This window comes from Mesorhizobium sp. M0618, from assembly GCF_040320765.1.
Taxonomy (GTDB): domain Bacteria; phylum Pseudomonadota; class Alphaproteobacteria; order Rhizobiales; family Rhizobiaceae; genus Mesorhizobium.
Map to the genome: position 1 here is coordinate 14,993 of NZ_JAMYQH010000042.1, position 17,837 is coordinate 32,829.

Consider the following 17,837-nt stretch of genomic DNA (forward strand, 5'->3'; position numbering starts at 1 on the left):
CTCCGTTCTCGTTTTGATCTAATGCCTCAGCGGCAACTTGTCAAATCGGCTCGCATCGTCGCGCCGGATCCGAGTCAGATGGCGCTTGTGAGATCATCATCGATTTGGTGTCCTTTGGAAAGGTCTTTCGCAGACGGCATACTACTGCGACAAACGTTTCGACGGGATCATTTTGACCTCTGCGTTGCGGGTCTCTTGCTGCGCCTTCCACACGAGATAGTCCTCCTCGTTGTCGAAGTCGGGGGAAAATTCGCTAAAGTCCGTCAGCTCGTCGCAATGAAGACAATGAAACATCTGGGATGCATCCTGAAACACCATTCCACATAGGCAGCCGCAGAACGGGCAGCACTCTTCCACTTCGAAATCACCCCAGTCCCAGACACCCAGATATTCAGGGACCGCGTCCTTGTCATAGCCGATGATTTCGAACGCATTCGCGTTCTTGGTCACGAAGCCGCCGATTCCTGCGCCTTGAAGGTCGCTCAAAATGTCCGCCGGCTGCAGACTAAACCACTCGCCACCTACGTTCGCCGGCCATATTTCCTGTGTAGTGCCCGCTCTGTCAGGTGATCGTTGTCAGACACGATCCAGCCAACGACCTTCAGCTCCTAGTCTGAAGCTGCCGAAGCCTCCGCTGGATATCCTTGGCCCGGCCAATTTCATAAGCCAATTGCCGCGCTTCTCCTGGTGAATTAAATAGACGGGCATTGGTTGGCTCAGTCGATGTAGACAGTTGGGTATGCCGCCCAGCAGTTCGTTCCACGGCAGCCAGTCGGAGCTATAAGTATCTCTCGCATCAGGCGTTCAATATGTCTTGCGAAAAACCGGTCTTGTGCGTCGCCGACCGGGCGAAGTAGCCGATCTCGACGTCGAAGAGCGTAGCAACCTTATTCAGATTGGATGCCAGTGCCGCCCGCTTCATCGACTTCGCGTCAAGCTCAAACATCAGATGGTAGAGCGCTTGGCCAAAACACCGCTGCCTCAGCGAACCCGATATCGCGGCGCGGTCCTACCACGGAGTAACATTGCGTTGTAGGAATGATCTCTGTGGCCATATCTTTGTGGACGATGCTGCATGCGGACAAAAATAGTCTCCGGTCGGCGAAGGAGTTGCCAAGCATTTCCGCTAGCTCGCGGTTTGAGATTTCGTCGAGATTCGTCGTCACTATACCCTCGTGATCAGCATGGGCGGATATGTGCAGGTATCGGAAATTTGACCTGAGAAAGGCTTTAATCGCCTTCCTGAAATCCTTACGCGTCCGCACATAGCGATAAATGGGGTGCTTGCCGTGGAGACGCGCCACGCGCGCGATGATCGGGCCTTCTAGACGCCCGTTGCCCTCGTCGTCCGGCCCGAGCGATTCAATAATGAAGATGTCCGGTCTAGTCAGCATAGTATCCTCATAAAAATCCGGCTAGATATAGATTAAACTCGCGTTCCAGCGCACATAAACGAATGTCCGGCTTCGGGAATCTCAAGCGGAGCTATGAAGGACGCAGATGCTGCGCATCGCCGCCAGGCAGCATTTGGGCCAAAGGCGGACTGGAAGCTTGGAGAGAGCTATTGCGGACATCCGGCATAATCTGCCCAGACTCACAATGACCAATCAGAGAACGACGTTGCTGATCCGAACTGACATAGGGTGCGATGCTTGTCCCAACGACTCCGCGGGGGCGCTCGCGGACCGGCGGCGTTCAGGCGCTACGCCTAGCCGTTCACGACCATTGGCATCGGCGTTCGATCCATTGCGCGGCCCTTGCTGACCGGTTCAGCCCATATCCTCGATGTTGGCGCGAAGCCCAGCGAGCTCCAGCACGATCTGACGCGCTCCAAGCATCTTGGCCGGGTTCGAGAAGCATTTGGCAGTCGGTGCGCGGTCGGCGACCCGGTAGACTCTCCAGAGCTCGTAGCGCTCACGCTCGCGCAGCGCCTTCTCGAACTCCTGCCGGGGCCAGTCGAAGCGCCCGTCGCTACCAGTCGTCGACTTGACCTCGAGCCAGCGCGGGCGCCCTTCGGCGTCGATCGAACGAATGTCATGATCGGCGCCGGGCTGATTACGCGACGTCCACACTACGTAGCGCTCGGGCTCGTCAAAGCCCATGGCACGGACCTTTTCGATTTCCATGCGGTAGACAAGCGCCTCGCCGCGCTCGCCGACACGCCCGGCCCGTGCGATCTCGTCGGGCGTGGGCGGCAGCCAGCCGCCCGACGACCCGCCGCCACCGCGGTTTGACGGCTCGCGCGGCTCGATCTGCGCGCCCCGGATATCGGCGACTGTCAGCGAGACCTCGTCGAGATCCGGCAGCTCGAAAGTCGCAACCGGCTGAGGCGGTGTCGGCGACGGAGGATTGGCCGCCGGAGCGGGTTGAGGATCGACGGGCGCGACCGGCTCGGTGTTGCTCGGGACGTTAGTAGCAAGATTGTCGAAGACTTGCCGCACTGCCAGCTCCTCGGCATCGTCCGCGACATCGTCCGCGACATCGTCATCCTCGTCGAAACCGAGGTCGAGGCCATCATCATTCTCGTCCGACCGGCGGTGCGGAATACCCATCATATCGAGATAGTCGGTGAGTTCCTCATGTCTCCCACAAAGCAGCAGGGGCAGGAATGCGTTGGCGATTCCACGCATGGTAGCGACGCTGGTCGCTCCGGCGATTTCCGCGAGCGCTTCCGCCAGCATCAGCTGGACGGCCGACTTGTTCTTGGGCGGGGTGAGCGCCAGCTGGTCACCACTGAGGGCAAGCTGGACGGGAACTAGTACACTGGCAGTCCCCACGCCGTAGCGGCGATCCAGCGTCTGGTAGAATGTGATCGAACGGACGCCGGAGAGCCGTGCTTGGATAGTCATCAGGTCCGACGGGACAAAGCCCTGATGCCCGTGCCGGTTGCGATAGGCGACCTCGCTCAGCGCCCTCGCGAACAGCGGCCGGTGGAGCATGGCCAAGATGCGATCGCCCTGCTTGGGCTTGAACCAGAAGGGTGGGCGGCCGGGAGGCCCGACCACCGGCTCGCTGGCGCCCGCGATCGCGGACAGCGGACGGATGCCCAGCATAGTATAGAAGATGCGCGAACGGTCGGTCGTTTCGATGACGCCGATCTTACTGTCGGCGACGCGCAACGCTTGCTGAAGCGCTGGGAAATCTGGTTCGACAAGCTGGCCGGCGCGCAGTTCGGCCAGTGTAAACAGGCGCGACCGATCGTCGATAAGGCAGCGGACATCCTCGAGCCCAGCCGGCAACGCCGAGGGGCCGCGCAGCCGATAGGCCTCGATCAGAATGCGCCGGCGGCTTTGATCGAGCGGCGCCTCTTGCGCCCAGGTCGTTCCGACATGCCGGAAGAATCGTTGCCAATGGCTTTCGTTCGGGATCGATGGCGCCCCGAGGTCTTGGTAGGCACGGCCTGTCTCGTCGCTATGACGGTAGACCGGAATCGCCTCTGCGAGCGGGGCTGGGATGCGAGCGCTAACGAGGATGTCCGAAGGCGCCTCGTATCCATTGCGCATCCAGCAGATCGGCAGATCGACGATCTCGGCCCTGGCACGCCGCTCGCGGCTGATGGCGTCGACAAGCGCGGGGTAAAGGAGGTCCGGGCGGACCGGAGCGCTGCCTTGCTCCCGCGAAAGTTTGATCATATCAAGCAGCGTCTTTGAATCAGGCGCCTGCTTGAGCTTAAGCTTGCGATAGAGAAGCTCGTTGGCGCCAGCGACGATGAGGCTGTCGTTGCCGACGCAGAGGCGGTTGGTCGCGGTGTCGAGGTGCAACGTCGCTGGCGCGACGAGTGCGCCCGATCGCGCCTTTAGGCAAGGGATCGCGCGCAACGCTTCAATCGTCGTGCCGGTCAACAGACTAAGGTTTTCGCTGAGCAGCTTCTCAAATCTGTCCGCCATAGCGGGCCTATCGGCGAGCCCTCTAGCATAGCGCAGCAGGTCCGCGCCATTGAGCGTCTCGCGCAGGCGTAGCCGCGCAATCAGCGCGGGCGCGTTCAGCAACTCCTTAGACGGCGCATCGATCGCCGGATCGAGCAGACGAGCGAGCGGCGGCTTCAGCTTGGCCATCGCGATTGGCGCAACCCACTCGCCCCGCTGGTTCTTGACCACCGGGTTGGCGCGCAGCGCACTCAGCGCCGCCCGACTGATGGGTGTCTCGCGCGTCAGCAGTTTGCGATAGAGCGTTTCGCGCTCGCGATCGTCGGGAGCGGCGGTCGCCGCGCGTCGCGCCGCGTCAACCAGCCAGCGCTCCTCGTCGAAAAGCTTGCAATGTCCCGAAATCGCCCTAAACGGCGCGAGCTCCGGATGAAGACGGTTGGCCATGGGCTCGGGACAGTCGTCCCAAAGCTCGGGATCGACAATCATCAACTCGGTGGCCGGCCGCGGCGAGCCGGTATAGCTGAGTGTCGACGGTGTGCTGGCGAGGTCGCTCTTGAGCGGTTTGGTCAGTCGACGGGGAAAGGCCGAAAGCGCGGCCGCCTGACGCTTCTGCACGTCGATGCTGGAGATCCCTGCCGGATAGTCACTGTAGTAGAATTGGGCATCCTTGCCGAGAGGGGTGGCGAGGCCTTTACCCTCCTTGCCGGCGCATCTGAGCCGGACCAGGGACGCGATGGTGAATCGCTTCGCGCCGTAGGTCTCGACGAGATCGCACAGCCCCTGGTCGGCGGCGAGCGCCGGATCGAGATAACGATTGGCGGCGAGAAACCCGCCAAACTCCTCATCGGTAGGCAGGACGATCGTCGCGGCCGACGCGAACCGGTCGTCGCCCTTCCCCTGGGTCGGCCAGCAGGCGTCCTTCGCAAGCCGCTCGGCAATCTTGGTAGCGAAGCGGTTTGGACTCGCGAGCCCATCCGCCGCGAGTGCCTTGAACGCGTCCGCGCCATAGCGGGCGAACCAATCGGTCTTGAGCAAGTCGATGGTCAGCTCGACCGCCTGGTCGATGAGCCAGTCGTTCCATACATGGTCTATGATACCGCTGCGGTCGGTATTGAGTTCGAAAGGAGCGCTGACACTGATGGCGCAGCCGGTCCGCGAGGAGGGCGCCTTCAACGGATAGTAGAAATGGCCATCTCCGCCAAGATCGACCCGCCGCCTGGCGATCGGAACCGACACGGCGATCTTTAGGCGGCCTTTGGGAAGTCGGTAATACGCCGGGAATGAGCGGCCGGCGTATTCAGGTGGGATCGCGACCGACCGCGAGAATTCTTCCTCTTGAAACGCCGTGGTCTTATCGATGCCATCGACGAGCCGGCCTTTGCGAGCGACCATCGTCGTGCCCGGTGCGCGGCAGCGGCCAGTGGTTGCATCTTGTTTCCAGCGCAGCGACCGTCCAGTGCGGATCGAGTGGACTTGGACCTCGCGGAGGCCCCGCTTCTGGCCCGTGAGCGCCAACTTGACCAGCGTGTCGGACATACCGGCCGCCATCAAGCTAAGGGAATGCTCCTCGCGCTCGACGCTGAAAGCCTCGAGCCTGTCAGTGGAAGTCTGCCGATACGGCACGTGGATTCGCACACCCTTCTCGCCACGCCAGGCGGGGTCCGCCGCTTGCGCGGTTTCCTGCGTCTGGACATCCAGCAATGCGACCTTGCCGCCGGACCGCACATGGATGGCTTCGCCGAAGCGGAAGAGCGAACGCAGCCCAAAATTCTTCGAACCAATCCCATTCTCCTTGGGAGCCACGACCTCGCCGTGCCCACCGCCCATGACATTGCCTGTGCCGACGATGACTGAGAGCCGCTCCCAACCCTTGGTATCTATGGTCCTGCCGGTTCCGACGACCTCGAGCGAACGGCTGCCAAAGGTGAGCGTCAATGCGCGACCGCCGCCGTCGAACTCGTTCTGTACCAGTTCGCGCAAGACGTCGCCGGCGTCGTGGCCGGCTACGAATTGCTCGATGAAGCTCGAGCCGATCCGGATTTGACGATTGGCGCTAAAATCCGGTGGCACATATTCGGGTTCGTCGATCGGCGGAAGCGCGCTATGGGGTGGCACCCGCGCGGAGGCGGCCCGCGCTGGGCGCGCGGCGCCAGTATCCGGCACTACGCCGGCGATTTCGTCCAAATCCGTCACTTGAAGCCCCTCCCGCGGACCGCACCCCACACGGTCTGCTAAGATCTAGGGAGCGTGGGGGAGTGTTGCAACGGCATGGAACGGATCGAGGCTAGTGTTGGCGAAGATCGCGCGTTGATTTAGTGTGTGGCCGCGGTGACCATCGCGACCCTTATGGTCGTTCTGGGAAGTTTGGGGGATCCGATGGCGTCGCTAGACTACGAGATTGAGAAGGCGGCCTTTCATGAGTTCTATGACTCGTCGTGGGACGAGATGGAGGCGGCCGCCAGCGCCTTTCATACCTTGATACGATCCCTGCTCGCCACCGACGCGGTGATCGCCGGCGCCAAGGTCGAACGCCGGATCAAGGACCGTGACGAATGCCTGAGCAAGTTCCGCTTGAAATATCTAACCGCGCTTGAGAGTTCTGACACGCCCTATGCCATCCGCGACCACGTCTCAGACCTTATCGGCCTGCGCGTGATCTGCTTCTACGAGGACGACGTCGAGCGCGTGAAGGCGCTTGTTGAAGAAGAGTTTGAGGTACTCGGCGTTACCGACAAGACAGCCCAGATGGAGGAGACGTCCGACGCCTTCGGCTACAAGGGCCTGCATCTCGACTTGCGCCTTAGCGAGGGGCGAAGAACTCTCAAGGAATATGCGGGATACGCGCAGTATCCGTTCGAGCTACAGATCCGGACCGTGGTGCAGGACTCTTGGAGCGTTCTGGACCACAAGATCAAGTACAAGAAGTCGATTCCGAATGGACTAAAGCGGCGTATCAACACGCTCGCAGCCCTGTTCGAACTCGCGGATCGCGAGTTTCGCGCCATTCGCGACGAAACGGCCAAGGAGATCGAACGCGCCGATACACCTTATGCGGAAATTGAGGAGGAATCAGCGAGTCCGCGAATCGAAATCGAAACCGCCGCGGCGGCGCCACCACGCAACTATGCCCCGTTGAACGCCTTCAGCCTGCTGCGCATCGCGAAGCACTTCTTTCCCGGGGTCAATTTCGAGGCGCACAAAGTCGACGGCTTCACGCAACAGGTCATCAAGCTGAAGCCCGATATCAGTCGCGGCGAGTTCAACTTCTATTTGCGCGAGACCATCGGCGAGGTCCGCCGCTACAAAGCCGACTTCGAGGAACGACCAGATGGTGGGACGCTCAATCCCTTTACTGTCATGCGGCACTGCCTCTACGCAGGGGACAAAGACTTTTTCGCTTCGCTCCTTAGCGATAGGGCGAAGGATAACTTCGATAGGTGGCGCGCCATGAACAGAGCCGACAGGGAAACCAGCTTACGCGGACGCGAAATCGCGGAATCTGGGGAACCGAAGGGGCGGCGGCTGAAAGGCGGTACAAGGGCCACCTAAGCGTGCTCATGGAGTGATCGTGTATCTGCTCAAATCCGCCGACCGCAGTGCTGTTGGCCGTGGGACGACATTCGAAACCTTAAGTGCATTGGAACCCCGGCTCGGGAAACCTCAAGCGACCATTTAAAACCTACAGGAGGGGAATAGCCGACCGACTGGTATATGGGCTGAAACGGTCGCTGACCTTGGGTCGTCCCGCATTGGGTTGCCGCCACACGGTCGCGCTTGCGTGCCGGCAACAGCTGCGCTTGTCATCTCAGGCCTTGGAAAACAACGACAGCTAGGTTGGTTGTGCTCGGGTTGCGCGCGGCGGCGGCTAGGAGCGGACTCGTTTCGCTGCCACAAGGACCATCGCTGTTGCCGGTTAGACAAGCTGGTGTGCGACGACACCCCGGCTGTGAACACACGAGGAAGGTCGCGGGTCCGGAGACGCTTCAGGCGGACGCCTCTGACCTCTAGGCCGCTCGGTTGGCATTCAACGATCTTCCTTTCGCGCCTCACGCAGTCGGAACGCGGCGCATTCGAGATCGTCGCCAGTAAACTCATCAGGGAACTTCTCGACGGCTGCCTCAATGGTCCAATCAAGCAGGTTGAGCTTGTGAAGGCGTTTGAAGCCGCTCTGGATATCGCCGCTTCTAACGAGCTTCGAAATAGCGGGGATGGTGCCTAGCTGTTGACGCATCCCCATGAAGACTGTTGGGATGTACCGTTTCTCGCGCCCTTTTTGGATCGTTTCGTCAATGAAGGCTTCAAGTGCCAAGCTTGCTTTGCGCATACCGCATTCCCATGCTTTCCGGTAAGCATATATGACCAAACGCATGGTCGATCAAAGCCATTTGGAAATCGGCATATTACAAGGCGGGCTACTTGATTTTGCTGGGCTGCGGATCGGAAGCTACCTCGGATCCCTCGCAGTCACTGTTGTGGGCAAGAAAGGCCTGCGGGCCAGGAGCCAAAGGGAGGACCGAATGAGCGACGTCGCGAAGATGCTGGGACTGATCGAGAACTGCAATGATCCCGAAAAGCTGAGATCGTGGATCAGGAACGCCCGGGACAAGGGTGAGCCGGGCGTTGCCGACGCCGCTTTCCGCAAGCTGGTTTCCGTCCTGCCCAAAGAGAGGCCGGGGACCGTGGAGCATGATTTCTGGCAGACGATACATGCCTTCGAGCATGTCCTGTCCGAAGAGCGGGGAAAGACGACCCGGCTCGCGCGCACAAGGCAGAAAGTCGCAAGGGCAGGTGTGATCCAAACTCTTCAAGACTGGGCCACGAGCGCCAAAAGCACCGACGGCTTTGTCATGCTGTTGGAGCGGAACATGCCGGAGCTGACCGGCGAAGCGATCGTCCTGCGGCACGCGCCGCAGTTTGGCGCGGAGGTCGTCGCGGCGGCCAGGCGCAGGCTGGAGGCAGCGGATATCGATATTGCCTCGCTTCCTGGCGCCACACCTGCCGAATGACCGTCCGCAAGAAGGGCGGCCGTCTCAGGTTTCCGCCGATCGTGGCGGGCGAGTGGCGCGGCGAGATCGTAGCCCCGGCCAGCGTCAACTTCGGCCAGGTGGTCCAGCCAGGCCCGCCCCGCCAGTCGGTCGAGTTCACCTATGTCATTCTCCCCGCCACGCTCATCATGCCGGACGCGGCGTTCCGGTGGCCGGGCATCGTCATGATCATGGCGCCCACGCCCATGAAGACGGAGTTCCCTGACGCGGGCAAGCTCTTCCCGGCCGATCGCCTGCCGTCGCTGAGCCTATCCCTCCAAGTCACCAGGGCGCAGTTTTCGGACATGCTGCCACGCATCGAAGCCCGGCGGTTCAAGGACTTTTATTTCACCGTGGAGGAGGCAAGAGAAGGTTCCTGGCCTGTGCGGAGCTGGGGCATGGGAGCCACGACGGCCTAGCGCGCCGGCCCGCCTCCATTCTATCCGTCACGACGATGGCGGGGTGCGCCTGCAGCGTCCCGGCCATGATCGCCATCCCGGCCGCCTTGACATGTGCGGTGTCGAGCGCATGGACACTCTTCCCGGCCATAACCGCCCCCGCGATACGGCTATGGATCGACCACATCGGCAATTTCCAGGTAGCGGCAGAAGCCGTTGGCGAGCTGCATCTGGCGCGGCGTCCGGCATTCCGGCTCGAACACGTCCGGATTGGCCACGAGAATGCATAGTGCCTTGGCGCGGGAGGTGGCCACGTTGAGCCGGTTTGCGCTGTAGAGGAACTCCATGCCACGCGGGGCGTCGGCATGACTGGAGGTCGTGATGGAATAGATCACGATGGGGGCCTCCTGCCCCTGGAACTTGTCAACCGTCCCTACCCGCGCGCCGGGGAGGCGCGCCTGGATTTCAAAGACCTGCGCGTTGTACGGCGCGATAATCAGGATGTCGGCCAGGGAGAGCGACGCCTCGTTGCCCTCGCGGTCGCGCCAACGTGCGCCCGAAGCGAGGATCCCGCTCACAATATTGCGGATACGGTCGGCTTCCTCCGGGCTGGAATTCTGGTTGCCGCTGTGCTGCACCGCGACATAGCGCAGGCCGCTCCCGCCAAGCGGGCCGTCCATCAGGATGGCCTGGTTCTCGAGACCGGGACGAGGAAGGAGGCGGCTTTCATAGAACAGCTCGGAGGTGAAACGGCAGATGTCGGGATGGAGGCGCCAGGTCTGGTCGAGGAACAGGCCCTCGTCCTCGGCGACGGTCCGCCGTCCGCCGAGAAGGTGGTCGAGGGCCGAGACCTCAGTACCCTCGGGGTGCGAGCCCTGCATCGGTTGCTCAAGCTGCTGCGGATCGCCAAGCAGGACAAGGCTGGCTGCGGTCGGCGATATGGCAAGCACGTTGGCGAGCGACATCTGCGCGGCCTCATCCACGAACAGCACGTCGACGAGGCCAGCTGCATCGGGCCGGGCCCACAGGAACCCCGTGCCGCCGAGGACGTGGTAGCCGCTTGCAAAGGCGCCGAGGGCCTCGGGGTTCTTCGTGGTGAAGTTGAGGTGCGGGACATTGTCTTCCGCATCCGTGACCTTGTGCAGGCACCGCAGGTCGAAGTCTTCCTTCGCTGCTTCCTCGGCGGCCTTCGCGAGCAGGTTGCGAATGACCTTGTGGCTGTTGGCGGTCACCCCGACGCGAAGGCCGGCCCTGACCAGCGCAAGGATCGCGTAGGCGCCGGTATGGGTCTTGCCCGCGCCAGGCGGTCCCTGGATGGCTAGCACGCCCTGCAAAGCCGGGACGAGGCGGCAGGCCGCGTCGACCGGGCTCTCGCCCGGCTGGCGCAGCGCCGCGCCGCCAGCATCGGGCGGCCGCCGCAGCAGCAGATCGCGCGCCGCCTTGTAGGCACCGGGAGCGCCGATGCCATGATCGGCCACGTGCTCGCCGATCTGCACAAGGGACTCGGCCAGGACAGCCGTGTCGATATAGGTATGGGCGAAGATCGCTTCTGGGTGAACACCAGCAGTGTCGCCTCGCTTCTTGATGTCGATAAAGCGGTGTTCCAGGTCGACGGCCTCGACCTTGCCGAAGCGCTCGCCGCCGACGCTGCGCAAATCCTCCCCGCCGCGAAACTCCGCGTCCTGCGGGGGAAATCGATAGCGGTTGACAGGGGCCTTGGCGGTTCCGCCCACGGTATCCACGAACTCGAGGCCGGCGATGCCTGCCCGCTCGTCCTCCAGCTCGTCCGCGGACAGCGCCGCCAGCCGGTAATATTCCCACCAGATCGCCTTCTCTTCCCGGCGATGCCAGTCGAGCACGTTCGCCAGCACGTAGAGCGCCTGCTGCTCGGCGCTGCGCTCCGCGGCGTCCACCGGAATGCCATCGGTCAATTTGGCCACGACTGCATCGATCCGCGCCTGCCAGGCTGTAATATCCGGAGGAACATCCTCTCCAGGCGGAGCCGGCCGGGGAATCTGCATGCCTGAGGCGACCGCGTCAGTCCGCAGGCCCTCCAGCCAGTCCCGAAGCCGCTCCGTCGAGACACAGTCATCTTGGTTGTAGCGGGTAACGACGGCCCGATCTTCCGCATTGATGCCGCCTGCGTCCCCAAGCTCCAGGCGGGCCTGGACCTTGCTCAAGGCATAGTTGGCATCCGGCAGCGATACCGCGCGTACGAATTCGTAGAGCGGCTCCAGCTTCTTGATGGAATAGCTCTCGACGCTGGCGCGGATGGAGTGGCGGACCACCGCATAGAGATCGACCAGGACCTGCCCGCGCAGTAGCGTGTCGATCTCTTCCTCGCGCGTGGCGTAGCGCCCCATCAGTCGTTTGAGCGCGCCCACCTCATAGGCAGCGTAATGATAAATGTGGATGCCGGGATGGTGCGCTCGCCGCTCGATCACGAAATCGACGAAGCGCTCAAAGGCTGCCTTTTCATCGGCTGGCGTGAGACACCAGTCGGCGACGTAGGTGAGCACGCCCTCCGCGTCCTTGAAGGCATAGCCGAAGAGATATTCCAGGCCGCCTTCGCCGACGAAGGGGTCGCCTTCGAGATCGAAGAAAATGTCGCCGTCATCTGGCACCGGCAGGCGGCACAGGCCAAAGCCCGGTTCTATCGGCAGCGCTTCATGGAGCACCTGCCCGGCCGCGCGCCCCTTGACCTGGATCCGGGCCTGCTCCCGGATGCGATTATAGGACGAAGCGGCGCCGCGCTCCGGCTTCCACTGCAGCGGAAGGGAGAGCTCGGCCAGCGCGGTCATGGTGGCCACGTCGTGGCCGGCGAGCTCGCCGCGCTGCACGGCCGTGATCCCGGCCACAAGGGAGAGGTGGTCGTCATGGTGGCGCTGGTCGTCGCATCGGCCGCGCCAGCGGCAGATATCGCAATGAGCGACCGGCTCCGGATAGGTGCCGCCGTTTCCGTTCAAGGACGCGACGAAGCATTCCCGAACATTGCGGTAGTAGGCGGCATAGTCGCTGACCCGAAAGGCCTCGGGCTCGAAGCCGGTGAGGGGCGCGACAACGTAGGCATATTCTGGCACGAGGCCCTGCACCTGCCCGACGAGGTCAGAATAGAGGCAGAGCTGTAGCACCGTCCCGCCCTTGGTTTCGCGGGCGAGCTTGGTATCGACGACTTCATAGGACCAGGCGCCGAGATCGCTTGGCGTCTCGACCAGCCGGAGGATGTCGGCCCGGCCCGTGAAGGGCGACGCGCGTAGCGCGGCCTGCACGATGATCTGCGCGCCAGCACGCATCGCCTCGATCGTGGCGGCCACTGAGCGATCATCGATGCCCTTGCCCTCGATGACCGCGACCGTAAGGCCGGACGCGCGCAGGTGATCGACATAAGCCGCCTCGTGCGCGGCGCCTCGCTGTTGCAATATCTCGAGCAGCGGATCCCAGATCCTCGGCTTCTCAAGCGCGCCATCCGCCACCTGGAGGTCAAGCGCAGTCAGGTGGCCGCAGTTCAAGTAGCCGACCAGGTCGGAGGCGCTCAACTGTAATTCGGAGCCGATTCTCAGCATTAACAAAGTCTACGCGGATTGGTGGCAGCCCGGCAATTCGGCTGATATTGCCGCCTTGTGCCGACGGCGCCAGATTTGCGGTATTGTCTTCCTTCGGTCGTCCCGACCATAGCACCGTTCCCCGGCAGGCGATTTTGTGCTACGCATCGAACCAAATGGACGGATCAGCGACATCGGAAGTCTATGAGAACGCGATGACTTATATTGACAAGTACTGACCCCATAGACTCCCTCTTTTATTTCGACTTAAAACAGCAGATTCGTGGAACTCTTATTGACAACGTTCCAGGCATAGGCGCCGAGGTTTGTCGATATTGTCCGTATCGATCTGTCGGCCCATTGGCTGGCGGACAACACGGAGAGTTGAGCAAGGGCAGCCCGTAGAGTTCGCGCTCAAGGCATCGATTAAGGCAGTAAGGCGGATGCAGCGCGTGCAGTAAGCGCAGGAACTATCCACCTTGCTCCATCCGTCCAGCACTTAAGGACTATCCGCGGCAGACAGGTGCGTCACTGCCCGCCCTCCGCTCCGATTACTCATCCTTAAGCGCTGCCGCCGCGCCACGCATTGCGAGCCCGGCATCGCGGCTGTTTATTTCCGCGAGTCTCGCGCGGAATTCGGGCCGATCGACGAGGCCGCAGACGCCGTAAAACACGTACATCGTCGATATCCATGCATAGAAGTCCTCTGCGCTGTCCAAATGCCGCTCAAGTGCTAGAGCGATCCAGGACATATGCGCCCACACGTCTCTACACGTATTGCAGTCGCGCACGCTGCCAACGCAGCAACGTCGCGGCGTTCCAAGGCCGGGACCGTAGGCGTTGAAATGCGGGTTGAAGGAATGACCGTTCGCTAGCCGCGTCTTATTAGCAGGATCGTCCACCGATACACTCCCGCAAACGTCGTAACCCCAACGACTCCCCTTCATCTCTCCCGTCGTCACGACCTGGTTGAGATACTTACCGAAGGCGATGTGGCCGGGGTAGCGCGCCAGCATCTGCTCGACGAACCGCCGTGCCTCGGAAAATCCCGCGCCATGGTCGAGCGAGCCGCCAAGGCCCTCAAGATCCCCGTAATAGTTGAATCCGACGAGGTTCCCGTTTTCAATGCACGCAGCAACACTCTCCTCTGTCTGCTCCGACGGCGAGGATGGCAGTGTCATGTACCAAACGACGCGAGGGTCCGAGCGATAATGGGCGAGCGCGCGCTCAAAAATGTTGATTCGATCGTATCCACGCAGACGCCGGTCAGTCTCCCTGTCGCCCCATACTGAGATCGCAATAGTTGTGTCTTCTAGGCCAAGCCACGGCAGCGGCTTGACACCATTCGTCACAATTACGAGTTTGAAATGCTCTGCAAGCCTAAGAACGCGATCCTGAGCGAGACTTGGCTCGCCCCCGAGCACCGTAACGAAGTTTGTGCCACGCGCCTCCTCTTTCATGATGAAGTGGTCGAACTCTGCCGATGCGGCGTCATCGACCTTGTCCATACCCTCAACGAAAAAGTAGCAGCCCTTGCACCTAAGATTGCACTTGCGTGTGACGTCGACTGAGATCGAGCGCAATGGCTTAGCCCGCCGGATGGCATGCCATAACTCCCCGACCAGCGGGTCGCTGGTGTACTGTGCGATGCGCTCCCGAATCTTCATTGCATGTTCCTCGAATTACAGTATAGTAATCAGATTACTTTGCCTAGCACGCCAAAGCGTACGCTCAGGATTTCGCGATACTAATCTGAATCCGCCCTCGCAGGTTGGTCGCGTGCGGTTGGCGTCGTTGCTGTCTCGGAAATGTCACGATCGCAGTCGGATGAGGCCAAGCCCTTCGACTGCTCGATAAGCTTTCGCGTTAAGTAAGCCTCGCATTAAAAGCTGACCGCAACTTTGACAGGGAGGTCCAAGTGCAAATACGTATTCAGAGACTCGTAAACGTAGTGCCAGAATACCAACACAAATTCTTGGAAACTGCCCTTGGTGCTATCGAGGGATTCCGGGACAATCTAGGTGTTGAACCGGAGCTATTTGTGAACCTCTATTCTGGAACTGCGTCGGTCGAGGTGCGTATCTTCACCGACTTCGAAAGCATGGCTCAGTACGAGGAGATCTTTCTGCACACGGCATTGCAAAACGACAAATATTTAGATGTTGCGGAATCGGCCGTAGATATGATCCTCGATGAACCGCAAGACGAGATGTATGTTCGCCTGGATGCTGATGATTTCTTCATGAATCGCAAGGGCGACGGCCAGATCGAAACGGGGAGTTTGGACCTCAGCCGAACAGCCCCGCTGAACAAGAAGGTCGCAACATTCCGAACGGAAAGAGAATACTGTGCCTCAAAAGGGCGTTTGCGCGACGTGATGCAATTGAACTTCCAATTTGCGCAGGACCTGAAGGTGTTAACCGGGCACGGTTCCGACTATTTCTGCACCCGTTTCTCCGCGCTTAGGATCGGAAGCTCAAAGCTATATTTTGATAGTGAGGATTGCCCACAATGCGCCGATGCGTTCCTTGAGCAGGATCTCGATATTGCCACTCGCTTTCCCGGACTCTTGCTGAGCCCTCCCATGACAAAGGTCTACAAGCGCATAACTTCGGATACCTTGTCCTTCAATATGAGAGGCGGAGCTCATGCAGCTCCCGCGCATTGATCGCGCCGACGAGCGATTGTCTTGAGGAAACCCATCGCGATTGTCGGCCTCAGCTGCCGAGTGCCCTCCGCGCTGGACTATGAGCGTTTCTGGCAGATTTTGATGGCCGGAGAGGTTCGTTTGGAGCGCCGGCCGGACCGGCGGAACACGGGTTCTATCGTCTGGGATGAGGCGGCCTCGGCGAGGCTTAGCGAGGCTGCGACGGTTGGGGGGTATCTCGATGCGATAGACTTGTTCGACGATCACCTGTTTCAAATTTCCGCGCGCGAGGCGCGAGCGATCGACCCGCAGCACCGACTCTTGATGGAGCAGGCTTGGCACGCGCTGCAGGACGCTGGGATGGATCCGCGGCGTCCCGGGGAGGGGTCGGTTGGGGTCTTCATGGGCCTATGCTCATTCGACTACGCGCTGCTTGCCCACGAAGCTGGGGCCAAACTGGGCGCATACTCCGCAATCGGTGGCGCACACTGCCTCGCAGCCAACCGGATTTCGCATGCGCTTGGGCTGACCGGGCCGAGCATCACCGTCGACGCCGCATGCGCATCCTCGCTTGTCGCGGCTCATCTCGCCTGCGATGCGCTTGTGTCTGGGGATTGTGATCTCGCCCTCGCCGGCGGTGCTAACCTCATGCTGACCCCCACAATCAATGCGAGCTTTCAAGCGGCGCGGATGCTATCCGCGACTGGACGTTGCCGTCCTTTCGACAAGCATGCGGACGGTTATGTCCGCAGCGAGGCGGTGGGCGTAGTCGTGCTTAGGCGACTTCAGGACGCACTCGACGCCAACGATCCGATCCATGCAGTCATAGAGGCGAGCGCCGTCAACCAAGATGGGCGCACGCGCGGCATCACCGTGCCCTCTGCGGAGGCGCAGGCAAACCTGCTTCGGACCTGTTGGCATAAGGCGGAACGCTCTTCCCAAGACCTCGCCTTTGTTGAGGCGCACGGCACCGGTACGCCCACCGGCGATCCGATTGAAATCGAGGCGCTGTCGGCCGCCTTGAATGACCGCAAGCCCGACCAAGGCCCGTGTTGGCTGGGCTCCCTCAAGGCGAATTTTGGGCACGCGGAGGCAGCAGCCGGGATTCTGAGCCTCATCAAGGCATCGCTCGCGGTCGAACGCCACGTACTGCCGCCGCATGTTGGCGCGACGGAGCCGATTGATGACATCAGTCGAGACAGGCTCCGGCTTCGACTCCCGTCTGCATGCGTGCCACTCGAGGGACGCGAGAGCGGCGCGCCCATCTACGGTGGGGTCAGCGCCTTCGGGTTCGGGGGAACCAACTGCCACGTGTTGCTCCGATCGCCACCCGTCGCTCTGGCTCTTCAGCCGGTGGCCCCGATCGCTATCACATTGTCGGCGAACGACCCGGCCGCCCTGCGATCGCTTTGTGAGGACTGGGCGGCCTTTCTCGAAACGGCGTCGCCTGCCGAGGTAGCAGCGGCCGGACTGTTCTCGATGAGGGCGTTTTCGGGCGAACGATTTCGCGTCGCCGCTCTCGCCGAGAAGCCGGCCGAGCTCGCCGATTGCCTCCGGGAACATCGGACCGATCGCATTCTCGCGCGACAGGAGCCGGTGATGCTGCGGATTGAGTCGTCCGAGGCGCTCGACCTGCTCCCAGAGCCGGCGCGCGCGTCTATCGAGGCGGAGCGTGCAAGGGGGGGCGAGGAAAAAGCGAAACTGGTACGTTCCGAGATCCGAACGCTGCTCCAACGCCTCTTCCCCGATGCGAAGTCGGTCGCTGGTGTCCGCAAGGAGAGCGATCGGCACCTCCTCCTCGGGGGCAGCAATCCAGGCACCGAGCGAGTGATCGTTGTCGATGCCTCACGCGCCGCGAGCCTCCCCGTCCTCGTCGATCTATGGCGCTCGGGATTTGCGCCTACGGCGGCGCCGTTGGCTCTTGGCCGCCTCATCAGGCCGCCTCGCCTGCCGAGCTATCGGTTTACCCGACGAAGCCATTGGCTTGCCCACATCAAATCGCCTGGAGGGGCGACGGGCGCTCAGGATTCCGATGACAGCCTTATTCGGTTCGATGAGCCCTATCTCGCGCAACATCTCGTCGTGGGTGAGGCTGTGGTGCCTGGCGCAAGCATTATCGTGGCCGTACTGCAGCACGCCAGCGCGCGCCTCGGCGGCGACCTCGAGGCGCGCGAAGTCCGGTTCGAAAGCGCGCTCTTGGTCGAGCAAGCGGCTCGTGGTGTACGGCTGACCTTCCGAACCTGTGGAACCCACGAACTCGCCTTCGAACTCCTGTCCTCGCTGCCCGACAGAGACTCCGAGGTCCGCTACGCGTCCGGAACCGTTTTGTCGGTAAATGACCCGCCATGCTAACGAGCGTG

The 17,837-nt window shown here is 61.5% G+C and carries 12 protein-coding genes; 5 read left to right on the forward strand and 7 right to left on the reverse strand.

Going from position 1 to position 17,837, the window contains the following annotated elements:
- Positions 1-141: 141 nt before the first annotated feature.
- From NKJ04_RS30460 to NKJ04_RS30475, 4 genes are all read right to left on the reverse strand, one after another.
- Entirely contained in the window at positions 142-486 is a 345-nt protein-coding gene (locus NKJ04_RS30460; RefSeq protein ID WP_352679314.1) for a hypothetical protein, read from the reverse strand.
- 310 nt (positions 487-796) lie between these two features.
- Positions 797-946 (reverse strand): hypothetical protein, encoded by a 150-nt coding sequence (locus NKJ04_RS30465; protein WP_352679317.1) that lies wholly within the window; start codon positions 944-946, stop codon positions 797-799.
- A complete protein-coding gene (locus NKJ04_RS30470; RefSeq protein ID WP_352679319.1) occupies positions 939-1,394 on the reverse strand; it encodes a hypothetical protein in 456 nt (151 codons plus the stop codon). The genes NKJ04_RS30465 and NKJ04_RS30470 overlap by 8 nt, the downstream gene beginning before the upstream one ends.
- A 375-nt stretch (positions 1,395-1,769) precedes the next feature.
- Entirely contained in the window at positions 1,770-6,059 is a 4,290-nt protein-coding gene (locus tag NKJ04_RS30475; RefSeq protein WP_352679322.1) for a protein NO VEIN domain-containing protein, read from the reverse strand.
- 183 nt (positions 6,060-6,242) lie between these two features.
- Here NKJ04_RS30475 and NKJ04_RS30480 point away from each other — a divergent pair, with 183 nt between their 5' ends.
- A complete protein-coding gene (locus tag NKJ04_RS30480; RefSeq protein ID WP_352679325.1) occupies positions 6,243-7,415 on the forward strand; it encodes a GTP pyrophosphokinase in 1,173 nt (390 codons plus the stop codon).
- A 475-nt stretch (positions 7,416-7,890) separates the two neighbouring features.
- Here NKJ04_RS30480 and NKJ04_RS30485 read toward each other — a convergent pair whose 3' ends face one another.
- On the reverse strand, positions 7,891-8,190 hold the full coding sequence (locus tag NKJ04_RS30485; RefSeq protein WP_352679328.1) for a hypothetical protein: 300 nt from the start codon (positions 8,188-8,190) through the stop codon (positions 7,891-7,893).
- Positions 8,191-8,221: 31 nt separating this feature from the next.
- On the opposite strand from NKJ04_RS30485, the gene NKJ04_RS30490 reads away from it, so the two are divergent.
- Together NKJ04_RS30490 and NKJ04_RS30495 are read left to right on the forward strand one after the other, a co-directional pair.
- On the forward strand, positions 8,222-8,872 hold the full coding sequence (locus tag NKJ04_RS30490) for a hypothetical protein (protein ID WP_352679331.1): 651 nt from the start codon (positions 8,222-8,224) through the stop codon (positions 8,870-8,872).
- Entirely contained in the window at positions 8,869-9,309 is a 441-nt protein-coding gene (locus tag NKJ04_RS30495; protein ID WP_352679334.1) for a hypothetical protein, read from the forward strand. The genes NKJ04_RS30490 and NKJ04_RS30495 overlap by 4 nt, the downstream gene beginning before the upstream one ends.
- A gap of 149 nt (positions 9,310-9,458) precedes the next feature.
- Here the strand turns inward: NKJ04_RS30495 and NKJ04_RS30500 are convergent, their stop codons facing one another.
- Both NKJ04_RS30500 and NKJ04_RS30505 read right to left on the reverse strand, forming a co-directional pair.
- Positions 9,459-12,851 carry a TM0106 family RecB-like putative nuclease gene (locus NKJ04_RS30500; protein WP_352679337.1) on the reverse strand — a complete coding sequence of 1,131 codons (3,393 nt, stop codon included), beginning with the start codon at positions 12,849-12,851 and terminating at the stop codon, positions 9,459-9,461.
- Positions 12,852-13,381: 530 nt separating this feature from the next.
- Entirely contained in the window at positions 13,382-14,497 is a 1,116-nt protein-coding gene (locus tag NKJ04_RS30505; protein WP_352679340.1) for a radical SAM protein, read from the reverse strand.
- Between the two features lie 374 nt (positions 14,498-14,871).
- On the opposite strand from NKJ04_RS30505, the gene NKJ04_RS30510 reads away from it, so the two are divergent.
- Together NKJ04_RS30510 and NKJ04_RS30515 are read left to right on the forward strand one after the other, a co-directional pair.
- On the forward strand, positions 14,872-15,498 hold the full coding sequence (locus NKJ04_RS30510; RefSeq protein ID WP_352679343.1) for a hypothetical protein: 627 nt from the start codon (positions 14,872-14,874) through the stop codon (positions 15,496-15,498).
- Between the two features lie 21 nt (positions 15,499-15,519).
- A complete protein-coding gene (locus NKJ04_RS30515; RefSeq protein WP_352679346.1) occupies positions 15,520-17,829 on the forward strand; it encodes a beta-ketoacyl synthase N-terminal-like domain-containing protein in 2,310 nt (769 codons plus the stop codon).
- The last annotated feature ends 8 nt before the right edge of the window (positions 17,830-17,837 follow it).

Excerpts from the sequence above, each read along its gene's own strand:
- NKJ04_RS30465 (WP_352679317.1), bottom strand. The coding sequence starts at position 946 with ATGTTTGAGCTTGACGCGAAGTCGATGAAGCGGGCGGCACTGGCATCC.
- NKJ04_RS30470 (WP_352679319.1), bottom strand. The coding sequence starts at position 1,394 with ATGCTGACTAGACCGGACATCTTCATTATTGAATCGCTCGGGCCGGAC.
- NKJ04_RS30480 (WP_352679325.1), top strand. The coding sequence starts at position 6,243 with ATGGCGTCGCTAGACTACGAGATTGAGAAGGCGGCCTTTCATGAGTTC.
- NKJ04_RS30485 (WP_352679328.1), bottom strand. The coding sequence starts at position 8,190 with ATGCGCAAAGCAAGCTTGGCACTTGAAGCCTTCATTGACGAAACGATC.
- NKJ04_RS30490 (WP_352679331.1), top strand. The coding sequence starts at position 8,222 with ATGACCAAACGCATGGTCGATCAAAGCCATTTGGAAATCGGCATATTA.
- NKJ04_RS30495 (WP_352679334.1), top strand. The coding sequence starts at position 8,869 with ATGACCGTCCGCAAGAAGGGCGGCCGTCTCAGGTTTCCGCCGATCGTG.
- NKJ04_RS30500 (WP_352679337.1), bottom strand. The coding sequence starts at position 12,851 with ATGCTGAGAATCGGCTCCGAATTACAGTTGAGCGCCTCCGACCTGGTC.
- NKJ04_RS30505 (WP_352679340.1), bottom strand. The coding sequence starts at position 14,497 with ATGAAGATTCGGGAGCGCATCGCACAGTACACCAGCGACCCGCTGGTC.